The organism is Qipengyuania triglochinis (assembly GCF_054655615.1).
In genome coordinates this window covers 738,322-754,960 of sequence record NZ_BAAHND010000001.1, presented here as the reverse complement: position 1 = coordinate 754,960, position 16,639 = coordinate 738,322, and the positions used below count along the sequence as shown (strand labels likewise).

General features: G+C 59.0%; 18 protein-coding genes and 1 tRNA gene. 12 read left to right on the top strand and 7 right to left on the bottom strand.

The window, feature by feature from the left end; all coding sequences use genetic code 11:
- Positions 1–74: 74 nt before the first annotated feature.
- Genes ACYQ0G_RS03765 through aroA form a run of 3 tightly spaced genes read right to left on the bottom strand, consistent with a single transcriptional unit; the run spans position 75 to position 2,271 of the window.
- Positions 75–701, bottom strand: a complete 627-nt coding sequence (locus tag ACYQ0G_RS03765; RefSeq protein ID WP_460099482.1) for a (d)CMP kinase — start codon at positions 699–701, stop codon at positions 75–77.
- Positions 698–967 carry a CBU_0592 family membrane protein gene (locus ACYQ0G_RS03760; RefSeq protein WP_460099480.1) on the bottom strand — a complete coding sequence of 90 codons (270 nt, stop codon included), beginning with the start codon at positions 965–967 and terminating at the stop codon, positions 698–700. The genes ACYQ0G_RS03765 and ACYQ0G_RS03760 overlap by 4 nt, the downstream gene beginning before the upstream one ends.
- The gene (gene aroA / locus ACYQ0G_RS03755) at positions 964–2,271 is read right to left on the bottom strand and encodes a 3-phosphoshikimate 1-carboxyvinyltransferase (RefSeq protein ID WP_460099477.1); all 1,308 of its coding nucleotides are present in this window, start codon (positions 2,269–2,271) and stop codon (positions 964–966) included. Before aroA ends, ACYQ0G_RS03760 begins: the two co-directional genes overlap by 4 nt.
- Positions 2,272–2,446: 175 nt before the next feature.
- Here aroA and ACYQ0G_RS03750 point away from each other — a divergent pair, with 175 nt between their 5' ends.
- From ACYQ0G_RS03750 to rimM, 5 genes are all read left to right on the top strand, one after another.
- Positions 2,447–2,788 (top strand): TIGR02300 family protein, encoded by a 342-nt coding sequence (locus tag ACYQ0G_RS03750; protein ID WP_221541385.1) that lies wholly within the window; start codon positions 2,447–2,449, stop codon positions 2,786–2,788.
- Positions 2,789–2,890: 102 nt separating this feature from the next.
- Positions 2,891–2,966 (top strand) — tRNA-Ala (locus ACYQ0G_RS03745).
- 187 nt (positions 2,967–3,153) lie between these two features.
- A complete protein-coding gene (gene ffh / locus ACYQ0G_RS03740; RefSeq protein WP_460099474.1) occupies positions 3,154–4,656 on the top strand; it encodes a signal recognition particle protein in 1,503 nt (500 codons plus the stop codon).
- Positions 4,657–4,694: 38 nt separating this feature from the next.
- Positions 4,695–5,174, top strand: coding sequence for a 30S ribosomal protein S16 (gene rpsP / locus ACYQ0G_RS03735; RefSeq protein WP_460099472.1), 480 nt, complete (start codon positions 4,695–4,697; stop codon positions 5,172–5,174).
- A 9-nt stretch (positions 5,175–5,183) separates the two neighbouring features.
- Positions 5,184–5,669, top strand: a complete 486-nt coding sequence (gene rimM / locus ACYQ0G_RS03730) for a ribosome maturation factor RimM (RefSeq protein ID WP_460099471.1) — start codon at positions 5,184–5,186, stop codon at positions 5,667–5,669.
- A 16-nt stretch (positions 5,670–5,685) separates the two neighbouring features.
- On the opposite strand, the gene ACYQ0G_RS03725 is transcribed toward rimM, so the two are convergent.
- Positions 5,686–6,606 (bottom strand): NAD(P)/FAD-dependent oxidoreductase, encoded by a 921-nt coding sequence (locus tag ACYQ0G_RS03725; protein ID WP_460099468.1) that lies wholly within the window; start codon positions 6,604–6,606, stop codon positions 5,686–5,688.
- A gap of 147 nt (positions 6,607–6,753) precedes the next feature.
- On the opposite strand from ACYQ0G_RS03725, the gene ACYQ0G_RS03720 reads away from it, so the two are divergent.
- The 6 genes from ACYQ0G_RS03720 (at position 6,754) to ACYQ0G_RS03695 (ending at position 12,515) form a co-directional block, all read left to right on the top strand.
- Entirely contained in the window at positions 6,754–7,050 is a 297-nt protein-coding gene (locus ACYQ0G_RS03720; RefSeq protein ID WP_460099466.1) for a hypothetical protein, read from the top strand.
- A 40-nt stretch (positions 7,051–7,090) separates the two neighbouring features.
- A complete protein-coding gene (gene trmD / locus ACYQ0G_RS03715; protein ID WP_460099464.1) occupies positions 7,091–7,816 on the top strand; it encodes a tRNA (guanosine(37)-N1)-methyltransferase TrmD in 726 nt (241 codons plus the stop codon).
- A 13-nt stretch (positions 7,817–7,829) separates the two neighbouring features.
- Entirely contained in the window at positions 7,830–8,198 is a 369-nt protein-coding gene (rplS, locus tag ACYQ0G_RS03710; RefSeq protein ID WP_460099461.1) for a 50S ribosomal protein L19, read from the top strand.
- A gap of 362 nt (positions 8,199–8,560) precedes the next feature.
- Positions 8,561–10,822 (top strand): S9 family peptidase, encoded by a 2,262-nt coding sequence (locus ACYQ0G_RS03705; RefSeq protein ID WP_460099459.1) that lies wholly within the window; start codon positions 8,561–8,563, stop codon positions 10,820–10,822.
- 83 nt (positions 10,823–10,905) lie between these two features.
- Positions 10,906–11,931, top strand: coding sequence for an aspartate-semialdehyde dehydrogenase (locus ACYQ0G_RS03700; protein ID WP_460099456.1), 1,026 nt, complete (start codon positions 10,906–10,908; stop codon positions 11,929–11,931).
- Entirely contained in the window at positions 11,928–12,515 is a 588-nt protein-coding gene (locus ACYQ0G_RS03695) for a hypothetical protein (RefSeq protein ID WP_460099453.1), read from the top strand. Before ACYQ0G_RS03700 ends, ACYQ0G_RS03695 begins: the two co-directional genes overlap by 4 nt.
- On the opposite strand, the gene ACYQ0G_RS03690 is transcribed toward ACYQ0G_RS03695, so the two are convergent.
- Genes ACYQ0G_RS03690 through ACYQ0G_RS03680 form a run of 3 tightly spaced genes read right to left on the bottom strand, consistent with a single transcriptional unit; the run spans position 12,516 to position 15,607 of the window.
- Positions 12,516–14,087, bottom strand: coding sequence for a DHA2 family efflux MFS transporter permease subunit (locus ACYQ0G_RS03690; RefSeq protein WP_460099451.1), 1,572 nt, complete (start codon positions 14,085–14,087; stop codon positions 12,516–12,518).
- 4 nt (positions 14,088–14,091) lie between these two features.
- Positions 14,092–15,159 (bottom strand): HlyD family secretion protein, encoded by a 1,068-nt coding sequence (locus ACYQ0G_RS03685; protein WP_460099448.1) that lies wholly within the window; start codon positions 15,157–15,159, stop codon positions 14,092–14,094.
- The gene (locus ACYQ0G_RS03680; RefSeq protein ID WP_460099445.1) at positions 15,152–15,607 is read right to left on the bottom strand and encodes a MarR family winged helix-turn-helix transcriptional regulator; all 456 of its coding nucleotides are present in this window, start codon (positions 15,605–15,607) and stop codon (positions 15,152–15,154) included. Before ACYQ0G_RS03680 ends, ACYQ0G_RS03685 begins: the two co-directional genes overlap by 8 nt.
- Positions 15,608–15,814: 207 nt before the next feature.
- On the opposite strand from ACYQ0G_RS03680, the gene ACYQ0G_RS03675 reads away from it, so the two are divergent.
- Positions 15,815–16,570, top strand: a complete 756-nt coding sequence (locus ACYQ0G_RS03675) for an alpha/beta fold hydrolase (RefSeq protein WP_460099442.1) — start codon at positions 15,815–15,817, stop codon at positions 16,568–16,570.
- The last annotated feature ends 69 nt before the right edge of the window (positions 16,571–16,639 follow it).

Sequence of the window (16,639 nt, the reverse complement as noted above, 5' to 3'; positions counted from 1 at the left end):
CCAGTTAAGGCACAGCCCCAGCTGCCCCTGGCAAGACAACCTTTCGCCACAATTCATGTTCCAGAAAGTTTTGGCTAGGTGGTGCCGAGAGCGCTCGTGACCGCTTCGATCGCGGCGGCAATCGCCGCGTCTTTGCCCACGGCACTGGTGTCGATCACCATTGCATCGGGTGCAGGAACCAACGGGGCGACCTCGCGATTGCGGTCACGCTCGTCGCGGCGACGCAAATCATCCTCGATCGCGGCCAGAGTGACCTCCACGCCGCGCTCCTGCATTTCCAGAAAGCGGCGCTGGGCCCGTGCCTCGACACTGGCGGTGACGAAGAGCTTGGCGGCCGCCTCGGGCGCAATGACCGTGCCGATATCGCGCCCGTCAAGCACAGCGCCACCTTCCTGCGTAGCGAAGCTGCGCTGGCGATCGAAAAGGGCCTGCCGAACGGCCGGGTGAATCGAGACGCGACTTGCCAGGCCGCCCGTTTCCTCCGTTCTGAGGTGGGGATCGTCGAGCAGGCTGTCGGGGAAGCTTGTGGCTGCCAATGCATCCCCGCCGTCGTCGGGATTGCCGCCGTCCATGAAGACCTGCCGGCCCACGGCGCGATAAAGCAGTCCGGTATCGAGATGCGGCAGGCCGAAATGTGCGGCCAGCGCCTTCGCAATCGTACCTTTGCCCGAAGCGGTGGGGCCATCGACGGCGATAATCATGCTTCGCGCTCCTGTCCTTTACGGCCGGTGCGAACCGCCTTTGCAATTCCGAAGATCGCTATGGCAGCCCAGAAGCCTTCGAGAACGAGGCTGGGCCAGTTTGTGTGAACAATCAGGGAGACCGTCAGGAGGGCAGCTCCGGCCAGGTTCGTCCCGTGAAGAATAAAGGGGTTCGGGTTCTGCTTGAAGGTGAGATAGGCGTAGGCGCCGATGATGCAGGCGGTGCCAACGAAGCCGACAAGGCTCGCCCAGTCGAGATTGATCACGAAGCAGCCTCTTTCAGAAGTTCGATAAAGTTGGGGAAACTGGTCGCGATGGGTTCGGCGCTGTCGAGTTCCACGCCGCTTTTGCTCACGAGACCGGCGACAGCCATGCTCATGGCGATCCGGTGATCCAGATGGGTTACGACCGGGCCGCCGCCCGGCAAGGGAGCACCACCATTGCCGTGTATTGTGAGGCCATCCTCGCGTTCTTCCAGCTCGACGCCGGCGAGCCCGAGAGCGGCCGCCATCGCCGACAGCCGGTCGCTTTCCTTCACGCGAAGTTCTTCAAGGCCGCTGGCGACGGTGGTTCCTTCGGCCATTGCGGCGGCAACGAAAAGAACGGGAAATTCGTCGATCATGCTTGGCGCGATTGCGGGATCGATCTCGGCGCCCCTTAGCGATGCGTGGCGAACGCGCAGATCCGCTACCGGCTCGCCGCCTATTTCGCGTTCGTCGAGATAATCGATCTTTGCCCCCATCTGGGCAAGTGCGCGGAAAATGCCATTGCGTGTCGGGTTTAGCCCGACATTCTCGATGACCAGATCGCTGCCGGGCACGATGCTGGCAGCCACTGCGAAGAAGGCTGCGGAGGACGGGTCGCCCGGCACAGTGATGTCGCAAGGCGTCAGATCGCAGGGGCCGTTGATCTTTATAGTGCGCTCGCCATCCTGTTCTTCGACCTGCACATCGACACCGAATCCGCGCAGCATACGCTCGGTATGATCGCGGGTGGGAACGGGTTCGATGACCGTGGTGATGCCCGGAGTATTAAGACCGGCGAGCAGGATAGCGCTCTTCACCTGTGCACTGGCGATAGGAAGGCGGTACGAGATCGGGACTGCGGGCTGAAGGCCCTCTATCATCAGCGGCAATGTGCCACCGGGTGAGGAGGTGAACTTCGCACCCATCTGTGAAAGCGGATCGATAACGCGGCCCATCGGGCGCTTCGACAGGCTGGCATCGCCGGTGAATGTGGCCGTGATACCGTGGCTGGCAAGAAGCCCCAGGAAAAGCCGCGTCGAGGTGCCGGAGTTGCCCATTTCCAGAGCCGCTTCCGGTTGCAGCAGGGTGCCGACACCGACGCCGTTCACGATCCAGTCGTCACCATCCTTGTCGATTACGGCGCCCATTGCCCGCAAGGCGGCTGCGGTCGCGAGCACGTCCTCGCCTTCGAGCAGACCGGTGATGCGGCTGCGTCCGACAGCCAGCGCACCGAACATCAGGGCACGGTGGCTGATCGATTTATCGCCGGGTACGCGGATGCGACCGGTCAATGGGCCGGAGGGTAGGAAGCGATGTGCGGTCAAATCAGGTCCTGAAGCTGGGCGTGGAATAGGCCGTGCGCTTTGACAGGGCACATACCTTCTGGCAAGGCGCGCGCGCTGTCGATTCCTCCCCCTTTACTTTAGGCGGATGGAGTCCAACTTTAGCCAAGATTTTTCCGTCTCGCCGGTCGGCGGGGCCAGTATCCAAGGATTACACATGGTCAAACCTGAATGGGGCACCAAGCGCACCTGCCCGAACTGCGGCACCCGCTTCTACGATCTTAACAAGGACGATCCCGTCACCTGCATCGAATGCGGTGAAGAGTGGTCGCCCGAGCCCGTGCTCAAGTCCAAGCAGCCGATCCTCGCCGAGGAAGAGAAGAAGGACAAGAAGGGCGAAGCCGATTCCGATCTGGGCGGCGATGACGATGACGATCTGGACATCGATATCGACGAAGACGACGATTCGCCGGACAATGAAGTCGATCTCGGCGGTGACGACGACCTTGGTGTCGAAACCAAATCCAAGGGCGACGACGACGACGCCGACGAAAGCTGATTTAGCTTGAAATTAGCTGTTGCATTGCGGGAGGGCTGCTTATATTGGGCGCCTCCCGCAAGGGTGATGCACCTCCCAGGATGCATCAGTTGAAAATGGTTCGGGGCCTTAGCTCAGCTGGGAGAGCGCTACAATGGCATTGTAGAGGTCAGCGGTTCGATCCCGCTAGGCTCCACCATTTCGCGAATGGCACTTCGGGTGCGATGGTAGCAGGTCGTGGCGACGGCCGCGGCTTGCTTCCACCACACCTGAATACATGTTCGGGTTTCACAGGGGTCTGACCCCACGCTGGCTGACGAGTTTTCGTCCGCCGGCGTTTTTCGCGTTTAATCCGGCATGTCGTGTCGGCAAGGAGTAGAACACATATGTTCGACAATCTGTCCGACCGGCTCGGTACTGTCTTCGACAAGCTCAAGGGCCGTGGCTCGCTGTCGGAGAACGACGTTCGCGAAGCCATGCGCGAAGTGCGTATCGCGCTGCTCGAAGCCGACGTCGCGCTGCCCGTCGTGCGCCGCTTCATCGATGCAGTCACCGAAAAGGCGATCGGGTCGGAAGTCCTGAAATCGGTCACGCCCGGCCAGCAGGTCGTCAAGATCGTCAATGACGAACTGGTCGAAATGCTTGGCGGCGACGGCGAAGATGCCGAACCGCGCGAATTGAATCTCAACGCCAAGCCGCCGGTCGTCATCATGATGGTCGGTCTGCAGGGTTCGGGTAAGACCACTACCACTGCCAAGCTCGGCAAGCTGCTGCGCGAGAAGCACGGCAAGAAGGCCATGATGGCCTCGCTCGACGTCAATCGTCCGGCGGCGCAGGAACAGCTCCAGATCCTGGGCGAGCAGGTCGATGTGGCGACGCTCCCCATCGTAGCCGGCCAGCAACCGGTCGACATCGCCCGCCGCGCCATGGAAGCCGCCAGGCTGGCCGCGTCCGATGTGCTGCTGCTCGATACTGCGGGCCGCCTGCATGTTGATGAAGCGCTGATGACCGAGATGAAGGCAATCAACGCCGTTTCATCGCCCACCGAAGTGCTGCTGGTGGTAGACAGCCTGACCGGTCAGGATGCGGTCAACGTCGCGCAGAGCTTTACCGGCGAAGTGCCGCTCACCGGTGTCGTGCTGACCCGGATGGACGGCGATGCCCGCGGCGGTGCGGCGCTGTCGATGCGCTATGTCACCGGCAAGCCGGTCAAGTTTGCCGGTACCGGCGAAAAGCTCGATGCGATCGAAGCCTTCGATCCCAAGCGCGTGGCTGGTCGCATCCTCGGCATGGGCGACGTCGTGTCGCTGGTCGAGCGTGCTGCAACCGCGATCAAGGAAGAAGAGGCCGAAGCGCTCGCCAAGAAGATGGCGAAGGGCGAATTCGACCTCGACGATCTGCGCATGCAGTTGAAGCAGATGCAGAGCATGGGCGGCCTTGGCGCGCTTGCTGGCATGATGCCGGGCATGAAGAAGGCCAAGGCAGCGATGGCGTCGAGCGGGATGGACGACAAGGTCCTTGTCCATATGGATGCGATCATCGGTTCGATGACGCCGAAGGAACGCAAATTGCCCAAGCTGCTCAATGCCAAGCGCAAGAAGCGCGTGGCGGCAGGTTCGGGCACGCAGGTCCAAGACGTGAACAAGGTGCTCAAGATGCATCAGGAAATGTCCAAGGCCATGAAGCAGATCAAGAAGATGGGCGGGCTCAAGGGCCTCGGCGCGCTGTTCGGCAAGGGCGGCCTGGGTGCCGCCATGCCGGGCCTCGGCGGTCCGGGCGGCCCGGGTCCGATGGGCGGCCTCCCGGGTCTCGGCAGCGGCGGGAAGGGGCCTTCGGTCGATCCCGATACGCTGCCGCCTGAGCTGCGCGATATGTTGAATAAGAAATAACTAGATTACCGATATTTACATTCGAAAGGTGAAGTAAAATGGCAGTTGCAATTCGTCTGTCGCGCGGTGGCGCGAAGAAGCGTCCTTATTACCGTATCGTCGTGTCGGACTCGCGCAGCCCGCGTGACGGCAAATATCTCGAGCAGATCGGCACCTATAACCCGATGCTGCCGAAGGATTCGGGCGAGCGCGTGAAGCTCGACGAAGATCGTGCGCGTCACTGGCTGAAGGTCGGTGCGGTTCCGTCGGACCGTGTCCATCGCTTCTTCGACGCTGCGGGCATTCTCGAGCGTGCACCGCGCAACAACCCGAAGAAGGGTGAGCCGGGCGAAGCTGCCAAGGAACGTGCGGAAGAAAAGGCTGCCAAGGAAGCCGAAGCAGCTGAAGCCGCCAAGGCTGCCGAAGAAGAAGCCAAGGCCGCTGCCGAAGCTCCGGCTGAAGAAGCTGCAGCCGAGGAAGAGAGCGCCGGCGCGGAAGCTGCTGAAACCGCAGACGCAGCTGAAGAAAAGGCCGAGTAAGCCTTTCCGATGCAGGACAAGCCCGTCACGTTGGCAGCCGTCACCGGTGCGCATGGCGTGGCGGGCGAAGTCCGTCTGAAGCTGTTCGGGGAGGGGCTGGAAGGTCTCAAACCCCACAAGAGCTTCAACGAAGGCGCTCTGAGGCTCTCCAAGGTCCGCAGCGACAACAAGGGCGGCGCTATCGCGCGCTTCGCCGAGGTGGCCGACCGTACGGCAGCAGAAAATTTACGGGGCACGGTCCTGACCGTCCCGCGCTCGTCCCTGCCTTCGCTCGAGGAGGGCGAGTTCTATTATTCCGATCTACTGGGTCTGCGCGTAGTTACCGAAGCAGGCAACGAAATCGGCCAAGTCTGTGCCATAGAGAATTTCGGCGCGACCGAAATAATCGAGATCGAAAAGACGGATGGCAAGAAGTTCATGGTCCCTCTGACAGAGCAGGCCGTGCCTTCGTGGGACGATCAGAGCCTGATTCTCAACGAAGATTTCGTCGAGTAGTCATCTCACGTGCTGACTAACGCCTAAGTGGCGTTAGTTCGGAAAGATGGTTCCGGATGGTCGTCGCGGCCACACCGGCCTGTCCCATTGCGTGACTGATCTGGTCGAGCCCGACCACCACATCGCCGGCGGCGAAAAGACCTTTTATGCTGGTTCCCAGATGGTCGCCCACCTCGATGCACCCTTCTTCACTGACATCGGCGCCACAGGATTTCGCCAGCTCCGAGCGAATGACCGAGCCAAGCGCGGGATACATGGAATCGAATTGCATTCGTCCATCAGCCGTGTCGAACGCGATTTTGCCGTTCTCGATGTCAAAATCGCCGCATGGGCCAGCGACACGCTCGATCCCGGCATCGTCAAGTACAGCGCTGCACTGATCGGAGAGGTCGTGATCTCCATGAGGTGATACGAGCGTGATGTCTTTCGTATAGCTGCGCAGGAATTGCGCTTCGGCGGTTCCATGGTCGCCGGTACCGATTACTGCGACCTTTTTGTCGGTCACTTCATAGCCATCGCAAACCGGGCAATAACGGATCAGACCGCGAGACATAGCTTCGCTGTGGAGTTGATCATCGATCCCCTTGGGACGGTTGTTGACTACCCCTGTCGCCAGCAGAACAGTGCGGGATCGATAGCTTTCATCGTCGCAGATAACGGTGAAGCATTCGTCGGGTTTGGTAAGATCCGTCACGCGCTTGGGTTCGCGCTGTGCCCCATATTTCGCGGCCTGTTCGCGCATCCTTTCGAGCAGCTCGTTACCATTGATGCCATCCGGAAAACCCGCATGATTATGGCTGGTCGGAATCCAGCTTGCCCGGCTCGTACCGCAGTCGAACATGCGAATTTTTAAATGGTAGCGGGCAAGGTAGATCGCTGCGGTAAGGCCAGCGGGCCCAGCACCGATTATGATGCAGTCGTCGACGGTTTGGCTCATTGAGGGATGAACGCGCGGTTTCCCTTTGGGTGCCCGTCCGACCTTCCATGTAATTCGCAGACGTGTGTATTGCTTGGGTAGAGCAGTCCTTCCATCGATCAGTAAAGAGTATCATGGAACGACGAAAGAATTTGGGAGGGTCTATCGATGTTGGATAACGCAGCCGTGTTGATCGCTACATATGCAGCGATGACTGCAGGAATTAGTGTCGCGGTCGCCAAGCTTTCGCCCGCGATCGGACCGCGTTTGCGAAATCTGTTCTCAGGCTCGGCGCCGCTAGCCGGGGTGCTATCGTTGCGGATGGATGGCGCAGACAGCGTCACCCTGTACGGAACCGACCTGATCGCAGCGAGCGGCTTACTTGTCCTTGGCTTGGCCACATCCAGCCTCGTCACTAAGCTCCTGACTGCGTACCCTGCCGAGAATCGTCCGGCTCCGCGCTGACGGGATGGAATTGCTGTCCTACTAGAGCTAGGGCGCGGCAATGACGTTTGCCGCTACAATCCTGACGCTATACCCCGAGATGTTTCCCGGTCCGCTAGGCATTTCGCTGGCGGGCCGTGCTCTGGAGCGCGGAGACTGGTCGTGCGAGACCGTGCAGATTCGCGATTTCGCATACGACAAGCACCGCACGGTCGACGATACACCGGCAGGCGGCGGAGCGGGCATGGTGCTCAAGGCCGATGTGCTGGGGCCAGCGATAGAGAGCGTGGGCACGGGCAGGCCGATCCTTGCCATGACACCGCGCGGCAAGCCTATCTCGCAGGAGCGGATCCGCGAGATTGCAGAGGGGCGGGGCGTCGCGATCCTGTGCGGGCGTTTCGAAGGCTTCGACGAGCGTATTTTCGAGGCTCATCCGCAGATCGAGGAGGTGAGCCTTGCCGATATCGTCCTGTCAGGGGGCGAAACTGCGGCCCTGGCAATCCTGGACGCTTGCATTCGCTTGCTTCCCGGAGTAATGGGCGCGCCCGATAGCGGAGTCGAAGAGAGCTACGAAAACGGCCTCATCGAATATCCGCAATACACCCGACCTCAGGAATGGGAAGGGCGCAAGATCCCTGAAGTGCTGCGATCGGGGGATCATGCGAAGATCGCTGCTTGGCGCAAGGCAAGAAGCGAGGAAGACACACGGTTACGCAGGCCGGACCTTTGGGATCGCTATTGTGGCGATCGGGACCAGTCTGCCTCTGGCGCGCGGCACAAGAAGTAGGAAGACCAGGACTATGAACCTGATCCAGCAGCTCGAAGCCGAGGCAATCGACCATCTCGGCAAGGACATCCCAGAATTCCGTGCAGGCGATACCGTCCGCGTCGGTGTGAAGGTTGTCGAAGGCACCCGCGAGCGTGTCCAGAATTTCGAAGGCGTTGTCATTGCCCGCTCCAACCGCGGCATGGGCAGCAATTTCACTGTCCGTAAGCTTTCATTCGGTGAAGGCGTGGAGCGTGTATTCCCGCTGTATTCGCCGATCGTCGACAGCATCACCGTGGTCCGCCGCGGTATCGTGCGTCGTGCGAAGCTCTACTATCTGCGCGGCCGCACCGGCAAGCGCGCGCGTATCGCGGAACGCCGCGACAACGCGCCGAAGGCATGATTGTCAGGGCTTGAAGCCCGCATTCAGCCGAATAATTCGAAGGGCGGTCCAGATGGGCCGCCCTTTTCGTTTTCAGGGTCAGTTCGACAAGGCGCGAAAGGGCGACGCTCCGAAAAGCGCCGCCCTCGTGACGTGGGGATCATGAGAGGCCCGTGAGGGCCCGAAATGATGTCACCAGGAGGCCTGTGAGCCGGAATAGGCCGCCCCAATGACAAGTCCAGTTTCTGCCAGCAGCAGCTTAAGCAAGTTTAAGGAAGCGCGCTTAACTTCAAATTAGGTATAAAAAAGCGCGCGGCGTTTGTGATGCTTGCTTTCGGCTCTCGTGCTTGCGAGGACGCGTGGAAGATTTTCCGGGAGAAACCATGAAGTCGCTTCGCCTCGCTACAGCTCTCGCGCTGGGCACCTGTCTCGCCACCCCCGCGTTGGCCGACCATCATAATTCCTCGCAGGAGACCGCTGCCATGGACCTCACCTTCGAGCGCGTCTTTGCCTCCCCCAGCCTTGATGGACCGAGCCCGCGACAGGCCAAGTTATCGCCCGATGGGCGCTATCTCACCGTACTGCGCAATCGCGCCGATGATCTTTCCCGCTACGATCTCTGGGCCTTTGACCGGCAGGCTGGCGAATGGTCGATGCTGGTAGATAGCGAAAAGGTGGGATCGGGCCGCGAACTGTCCGAGGACGAAAAGATGCAGCGCGAGCGTGCGCGAGTCGGCAATCTGACCGGGATTATCAGCTACGAATGGACGTCCAACGGCAAGGCGATCCTCGTACCTCTGGATGGCGACCTTTATCTCGCCAGCCTTGACGGGCAGGTAGTCCAGGTCACCGATACCGAGGAAAGCGAACTGAACCCCGCGCTGAGCCCGCAGGGGAACTTCATCAGCTTCGTGCGCGATCGCCAGCTCTGGGTGGGCGAGGTCACAGGCGATGCAGCGCCTGTAACACCCAGGGAAGGCGCCGACATTCGGTGGGGCGAAGCCGAATTCGTCGCGCAGGAAGAAATGGATCGGATCGACGGATATTGGTGGAGCCCGGACGAAAGCCGGATCGCTGTCGAGCGCTTCGATGAAAGCGGCGTGGGCATCGTTACCCGCGCTGCCATCGGCGCGACCGGTACGAAGGTTTTCGACCAGCGCTATCCGGTTGCTGGCAGCGATAATGCCGTGGTCGAATTGTATGTAATGGATCCCGACGGCCAGAACCGGGTGAAGGTCGACCTCGGCGACAATCAGGATATCTATCTTGCCCGTGTCGATTGGGCGGGAGACGAACTTTACGTCCAGCGGGAAAACCGCGAGCAAACCAAGCTCGATATGCTTCGGGTCGACCCGAAAACCGGAGACAGCACGGTTTTATTCACCGAGAATGCCGCTGTAGAAGATTACTGGATCAACCTGTCGAACAATTACAAATGGCTCGACGACGGCAATCTCATCTGGTGGTCCGAGCGGGATGGATATGGGCATCTCTATCTGTTCGACAATTCCGGTTCGCAGGATTGGAAGCAGCTAACCAGTGGCGAATGGGTGGTGACCAAGCTTGTCGGCGTCGATCAAAAGGCCCGTCGGGTATTCTTCCTCGGCACGAAGGATGATGTGCTTGAGCAGCACGTCTACGCTCTCGATCTAGACAATCCGGACAGCGTCACGCGGCTCACCGAGCAAGGGTTCACGCACTCCGCCAGCATGGATGAAAAGGGCCAGACCCTACTCATCGGGCGCTCCAACGACGATACCCCGCCACAAAGCTATATCGCAGACGCGACTGGCAAACGCCTCGCCTGGATCGAGGAGAACAAGCTCGAAGGGGAACATCCTTACGCGCCCTATTTGGCTAGTCATCAGCCGACACAATATGGCACGATTTCGGCCGAAGACGGTACGCCCCTCTATTGGGAAATGATCACTCCAGAGATGGAGCCGGGCAAGCGTTATCCGGTCTATTTCTATCACTATGGCGGACCCGGTCCGCAAACCGTCAATCGTGGCTGGAACGGCGCGTTGAGGCAGGCCATCGTCGACAAGGGCTATATCTGGTTCGCGCTCGACAATCGGGGCAGCGCCAACCGTGGCGTGGCTTTCGAACAGCCGATCTATCGCGCCATGGGTACGGTCGAAGTGCGAGATCAGAAGGCTGGTGCCGACTATCTGAAGACACTTGATTTCGTGGACCCGGAGAAGATCGCAATCGATGGCTGGTCTTACGGCGGCTACATGACGCTGAAGCAATTGCAGGCCGATCCGGGACTGTATGCAGCCGGAATCTCCGGAGCCCCCGTTACCCGTTGGGAGCTTTACGACACCCATTATACCGAGCGTTTCATGGGCACGCCGCAGGCTGATGCCGCGGCCTACGAAGCGGCCTCCGCCATCCCGAATGCCGCCAAAATCGTCGATCCCCTCCTGCTCATTCACGGAATGGCCGATGACAACGTCGTATTCGAGAATGCGACAGAGATCATCTCGGCCATGCAGGAGGCCAATGTGCCGTTCGAGATGATGCTATACCCAGGCTACACGCATCGCGTATCTGGGGAGCAGATATCGCCACACCGCTACAACACTGTATTTCGCTTTCTCGAGCATCACGGTGTGACCCCGCCGGAAGAGGGCGGCGAGTAACGGTTTAACCGGGCCAAAGGAATGTGCGCTTGCGGGCGCACCGCTAATCGCTATCTCGGCGGCGAAAGAATTGGAGAAGTATTTTGGGTTATCGTGTTGCCATAGTCGGCGCGACCGGGAACGTCGGCCGTGAAATGATGCAGGTTCTCGCCGAACGCGAGTTTCCTTGTGACGAAGTGGCGGCGGTGGCGAGCAGCCGTTCGCACGGCACCGAGGTAGAATTCGGTGACACAGGCAAGATGCTGAAGTGCAAGAATATCGAGCATTTCGACTGGGCGGGATGGGACATCGCCCTGTTCGCCGCCGGCAGCGGTCCAGCAAAGGAATATGCTCCCAAGGCCGCGGCGGCCGGTTGCGTGGTGATCGACAACAGTTCGCTCTATCGCATGGACCCCGACGTGCCGTTAATTGTGCCGGAAGTGAATCCCGATGCTATCCACGAGTACAAGAAGCGCAACATTATCGCGAACCCGAACTGCTCCACCGCTCAGCTGGTGGTAGCTCTCAAGCCGCTTCACGATGCGGCGACGATCAAGCGTGTCGTCGTGAGCACCTATCAATCGGTTTCCGGCGCGGGCAAGGCGGGGATGGACGAGCTATTCCAGCAAAGCCGCGCAATCTTTGTCGGCGACCCGGTGGTGCCGGAAAAGTTCACCAAGCAGATCGCTTTCAATGTCATCCCTCATATCGACGTCTTCATGGACGATGGCTCGACCAAGGAAGAATGGAAGATGGTGGTCGAGACCAAGAAGATCCTCGACCCCAAGATCAAGCTCAACGCCACTTGCGTAAGAGTCCCGGTCTTTGTCGGTCACTCGGAAAGTGTAAACATCGAGTTCGAGAACGAGCTCTCGGCTGAGCAGGCTCAAGAAATTCTGCGCGAAGCCCCGGGCATCATGCTGATCGATAAGCGTGAAGATGAAGGATATGTCACCCCGGTAGAGAGCGCGGGCGACAGCGCTACCTATATCAGCCGCGTACGTGATGATCCCACTGTCGATAACGGTATCGCCCTGTGGTGTGTCTCGGACAATCTCAGGAAGGGCGCTGCGCTGAACGCGGTGCAGATTGCGGAACTGCTGGGGCGCGAATGTCTTAAGAAGGGATGATCCGCAAAAGTCTTTCTCTCGCCCTCGTTCTCGTCCTTACGGCATGTGGTGGCGAGGCCGATAAGCCACAAGCCGATCCATCCCAGCTTGATCGTGGGGCATCCGAGGGCAGGCTTGCCGATGCAAAAGTTGTTGTAGATTCCAACGGCCTCGCCGTTCGGCAAGGCGATGCACGCGAGGCTCCGCGTTTTGGTACGCCGCGAGGGGAGGTAGACGCTCTACTGACCCTCGCTTACGGAGCGCAGCCCGAAAGGTCCTCCAATGACGAGTGCGGTATTGGCCTGACCGACTTTTCCCAGAGCGGCCCGTTGAGGGTGGCCTATCAGGACGACAAATTTGTCGGATGGTTTGTGGGTGAAGGTAAGGGCGGTCAGGTTGTAACCGGAGATGGCGTCCGTCCGGGAACATCGATGGCAGCCTTGCGTGATGAACGATCAGTACAGATCATTGCTGACAGCACCCTGGAAGGAGAATTCCAGTACGAGAGCGCCGATTACGGAATGATAACGGGCTTCTTCTCTGGCAGCCCGACTGAGGGAAAAGTAACCGGGCTGGCAGCGGGAATGAGCTGCTTCTTCCGCTAGCTACTCGCCGGGAGGGGGAAGATTGCCCGTCGGTGCGGAATTCTTTTTCATGAGAAACGCTAGCGGCACGGCTGCGAAGCTCATCCACATCATCAGGTAATAATCGTCGATATAGGCGATCATCGCTGCTTGCCGGGTAACCTCTCCATCGATCACCCGTAAAACCGCGTCGCCCATATTCTGGAACCGGTCCACGGTCGAGACATCGACCGAATTCAGGACGCTGCTCGTTACGTGGCCCGCAAGGTCCGAATGGCTTGTCTGGGTGTTTCGGGCCAGCATGACAGTCATCAAGGAAATGCCTGCAGACGCCCCGAGGGAGCGGAGCAAGTTCAGCAGGCTGGAGCCATCCGTGCGAAGACGAGGGGCGAGGGTGGCAAAGGCGCTCACATTGAGGGGAATGAAGACCAAGCCGATGCCCAGACCTTGTACCAATCCCGAAAAGACGATGTTGTAGCGGTCGACCGCGAGAGACCAGTGGCTCATCTCGTACAACGAAACTCCGCAGATCAGAAAACCCACAGCAACAACTGGCCGCGCATCGAAACCTTTTCGCATGAGAAACCCCGCGACCTGCATCGAGAGGAGCACCCCTATACCACGGGGCATCAGTACCAGTCCGGTATCGATCACATCATAGCCGAACAGGCCCTGAAGCATCGGCGGCATCAGCGCCATCACCGAAAAGAGCACTGCGCCGATAACCAGCATAAAAAAGAGCGCGATTACGAAATTACGGTCAGCGAAGAGGGCGCGGTCGAAAAGCCCATTCCTGGCCGTGCCAAGATGGATCACCGCCATCCAGGTCGCCGAAATGCAGAGAAAAGCGTAGGTCCAGATTTCGTAGCTGTCGAACCAATCAGTCTGCTGCCCTCGGTCCAGCAGCAACTGGAACGAGCCGAGTGCGATTGCCAGCAATGTAAAACCGAAGATGTCGAAACGCCGCGTGAGTTGCTCTCGGTGGGGAAGGTTCGCCATCAGGATGGCGAGGCTGAGAATGCCGATGGGCAGATTTACGTAAAAAACCCAGCGCCAGTTCCAGTTTTCGGTAAGCCAGCCACCCAGCACCGGGCCCAGGATGGGGCCGATCATGATCCCCATGCCCCAGATAGCCATCATCTGCGGATGGCGGCTGGGCTTGGTAGTGTCGAGCATGAAGCTCTGGCTGAGAGGAGCGATGAAGGCGCCTGCCACACCTTGCGCCGCGCGAAACAGAACCATTTCCTCCAGGTTCTGCGCGATGCCGCACAGCATCGATGTGGCGACAAAGCCCGCTACGGATAGAATAAACAGCCGCCGGGCACCGATCCTGTCCGCCAGCCAGCCCGTGATGGGCAGGGCCACGGCAGAGGCGATTATGTAGCTTGTCAGCACCCAGGTAACGCTTTCGGCGGTAGCACCTAGAGCGCTTTGCATATGCGGTATGGCGACGTTGGCGATCGTCGTATCCAGTACCTGCAACAATGACGCGCCCATAATGCCGACAATCAGCAGCATGTGGTTGGCTACCGGAAGTTGCGCTTCATCACGTGGCGGAGAAGCGGATCCGGCAGAGATGGCAGCGCTTGCCATTCGCTTACTTCGTGTCGCCGGTGAAGACGGTGACTTCTGCGGACAGGCCCGCGATCAACTGGCGTGGGCTCTTGCCGTCGATCGCAATGCGGACAGGTACCCGCTGCGTCACCTTGACCCAATTTCCGGTCGCATTCTGTGCTGGAAGGACCGAAAATTCACTCCCGGTTCCCGCCCCGATAGATTCAACTCGACCCTTGAGGACGAGATCGGGATAGGCGTCGAAATGAATTTCCGCACGCTGGCCAACATTCATGTCGTCGAGATCGGTTTCCTTGAAGTTCGCTTCAACGTAGGAACTGCCCTCGGATACTAGGGTAACCGCGGGCAGACCCTGAACGAGTTGCTGACCGATTTGCAGGCGATCGGCCTGTGCCACCCGGCCAGCAGATGGAGCACGCACTTCGGTACGGCTCAACGCGAGCTCAGCCACTTCCTTCTGGGCTTTCGCAGCCGCCACCTGTGGGTTTTCGCCGGGTACGGCAGGGCCAGTAGCCAATTTTGCTTGCGCAGCCTGCGCGCGCGCCTGGGCCTGGCGCAACTGCTCGCGTGCCTGATTTACGGCATGCTCTGCCGCATCATGCTCGGTCTTCGTCAGGAAACCGCGCTCGTACAGGGCGTCCTTGCGGGCGAAATTGGCCTGGGCAAAGCTGATATTCTCACGAGCGGCTGAAATGTCGGCCCCCGATAGATCGGAGGAGTTAGAGAGCGCAGTCACATTGGCTTGGGCCGATGCTATGGCCGCATTCGCTTCTGCGATTTGCAATTTGTAAGGTTCGGGATCGATGCGGAAGAGGAGTTGTCCTTTCTCGACTTTCTCGCCGTCTTTGACAAAGACCTCAACGATCTCGCCGCCAACCTGCGCGCTGACAGCCACCTTGTCCTGTTGAAGATAGGCGTTATCGGTCGAAACCGTGCCCTGCCAGGAAAGCCAATAAACAAGGCCGCCAGCTAGCAATACTAACGGTACCGCTAGCATTAAAACGATTTTGCCCCAGCGGCGTTTCGGCTTGTGGGTTGTCGTTTCCTCAGGTTCGGCAGCGGAAGTGATAACGGGGTTTGCTTCAGCCATCGATCATCTCCGGCATAGTGCGTTGAGCTGTCATATTTTCGCCGACAATCTCAAGAAGCCTTGCCAGGCGTTCACGATCATCTGTGTTTATTCCATCGAGGATATCTTCGACCAATTGATCAACGATTGCCCTTAGCGGCAGGACGATATCCTCTGCCTTATCGGTCAGTGTCAAAATTCGTGCGCGTCGGTCTTCCGGATCGGGTTTACGTTCGATCCAGCCCGCTTCTTCCATGCGATCGGCTAGCCTGGTTAGCGTAATGGGTTCGACCTCAATACGCTCCGCATAGAAAGCCTGGTTGCTTTCCGGAAACTTACCAAGGGCGAGCAGCAGTCTCGCCTGAACCGCGGTCAAACCGAGATCGCGGACACGGAGATCGAACAGGCGCCTCAATTGACGCGAGTTGTCCGACAGAAGATATCCGATGTTTGGTGCCATACGAGGCATATAATAAGCATGCTTATTATATCAAATTGCGTAATATGAAACAGCGATAGACATTTTCTCACCACCGGATGTGGCTTCCCACGAAGCGAAGGGAAGATTGGATGTGGTTTACGTGGAGAGCTCGCATGCGCTGCTGGACGTATCGATCCTACCCCAACAAAGCTGTCAGTTTCAGACCCGCGTAACTCGACAAGGATATAACCCACGATGAAAATTGAGATGTTCGACAGCTTTGATGGCACGCGCCTCGCTCTTCATCGCACCGGCGAAGGACGCCCCCTGGTGCTTTTGCATGGCCTGTTTTCAAGTGCGGAAATGAACTGGATCAAATGGGGCCATGCACAGCTGATCGCGGAACTGGGTTACGAGGTGATCATGTTGGACTTCAGGGTTCATGGGGAAAGCGAGGCTCCGCAGGATGCCTCTGCATATCCCAAGAACGTGTTGGTTCGTGATGTCGCAGCGGCGATCGAGTATCTTGCGCTCGACGAATATGACCTCGCCGGTTTCTCGCTCGGTGCACGAACCGCCCTGCATGCTTCGGCGCATGGTATTGTGCAGCCCGCTCGGTTGATCGCTGGGGGGATGGGGACTGCGGGTTTAGGCGATTGGGAAAGGCGCAGTGCGTTCTTCAAGCGAGTTATAGACGAGTTCGAGAATATCCCGAGGAATGATCCGGCCTACTTCTCAATGCAGTTTCTAAAGTCGCAAGGCGTCGACAGGGTGGCCGCTCGCCACCTTTTGGAAACGATGCCGGATCTCGATCTTGCGATGCTTTCCAACATCACAGCGCCCACCTTGGTAGTCTGTGGTGACGAGGATCGTGACAACGGCTCGGCTGAAGAACTAGCTGACCTGTTGCCCAATGCTACTTTCGAAGAGGTGCCGGGCACTCATATGGGTAGCGTTACCAAACCGGAATTGGGCCAGGCTATGGCGGACTGGCTTGGCGATCCGGCTTGATTATGCTCGATCGGCGGTGCAATCCGGTCTCCAAAGATATCAAATTCCATCTCTCAGGGAGATAATCAG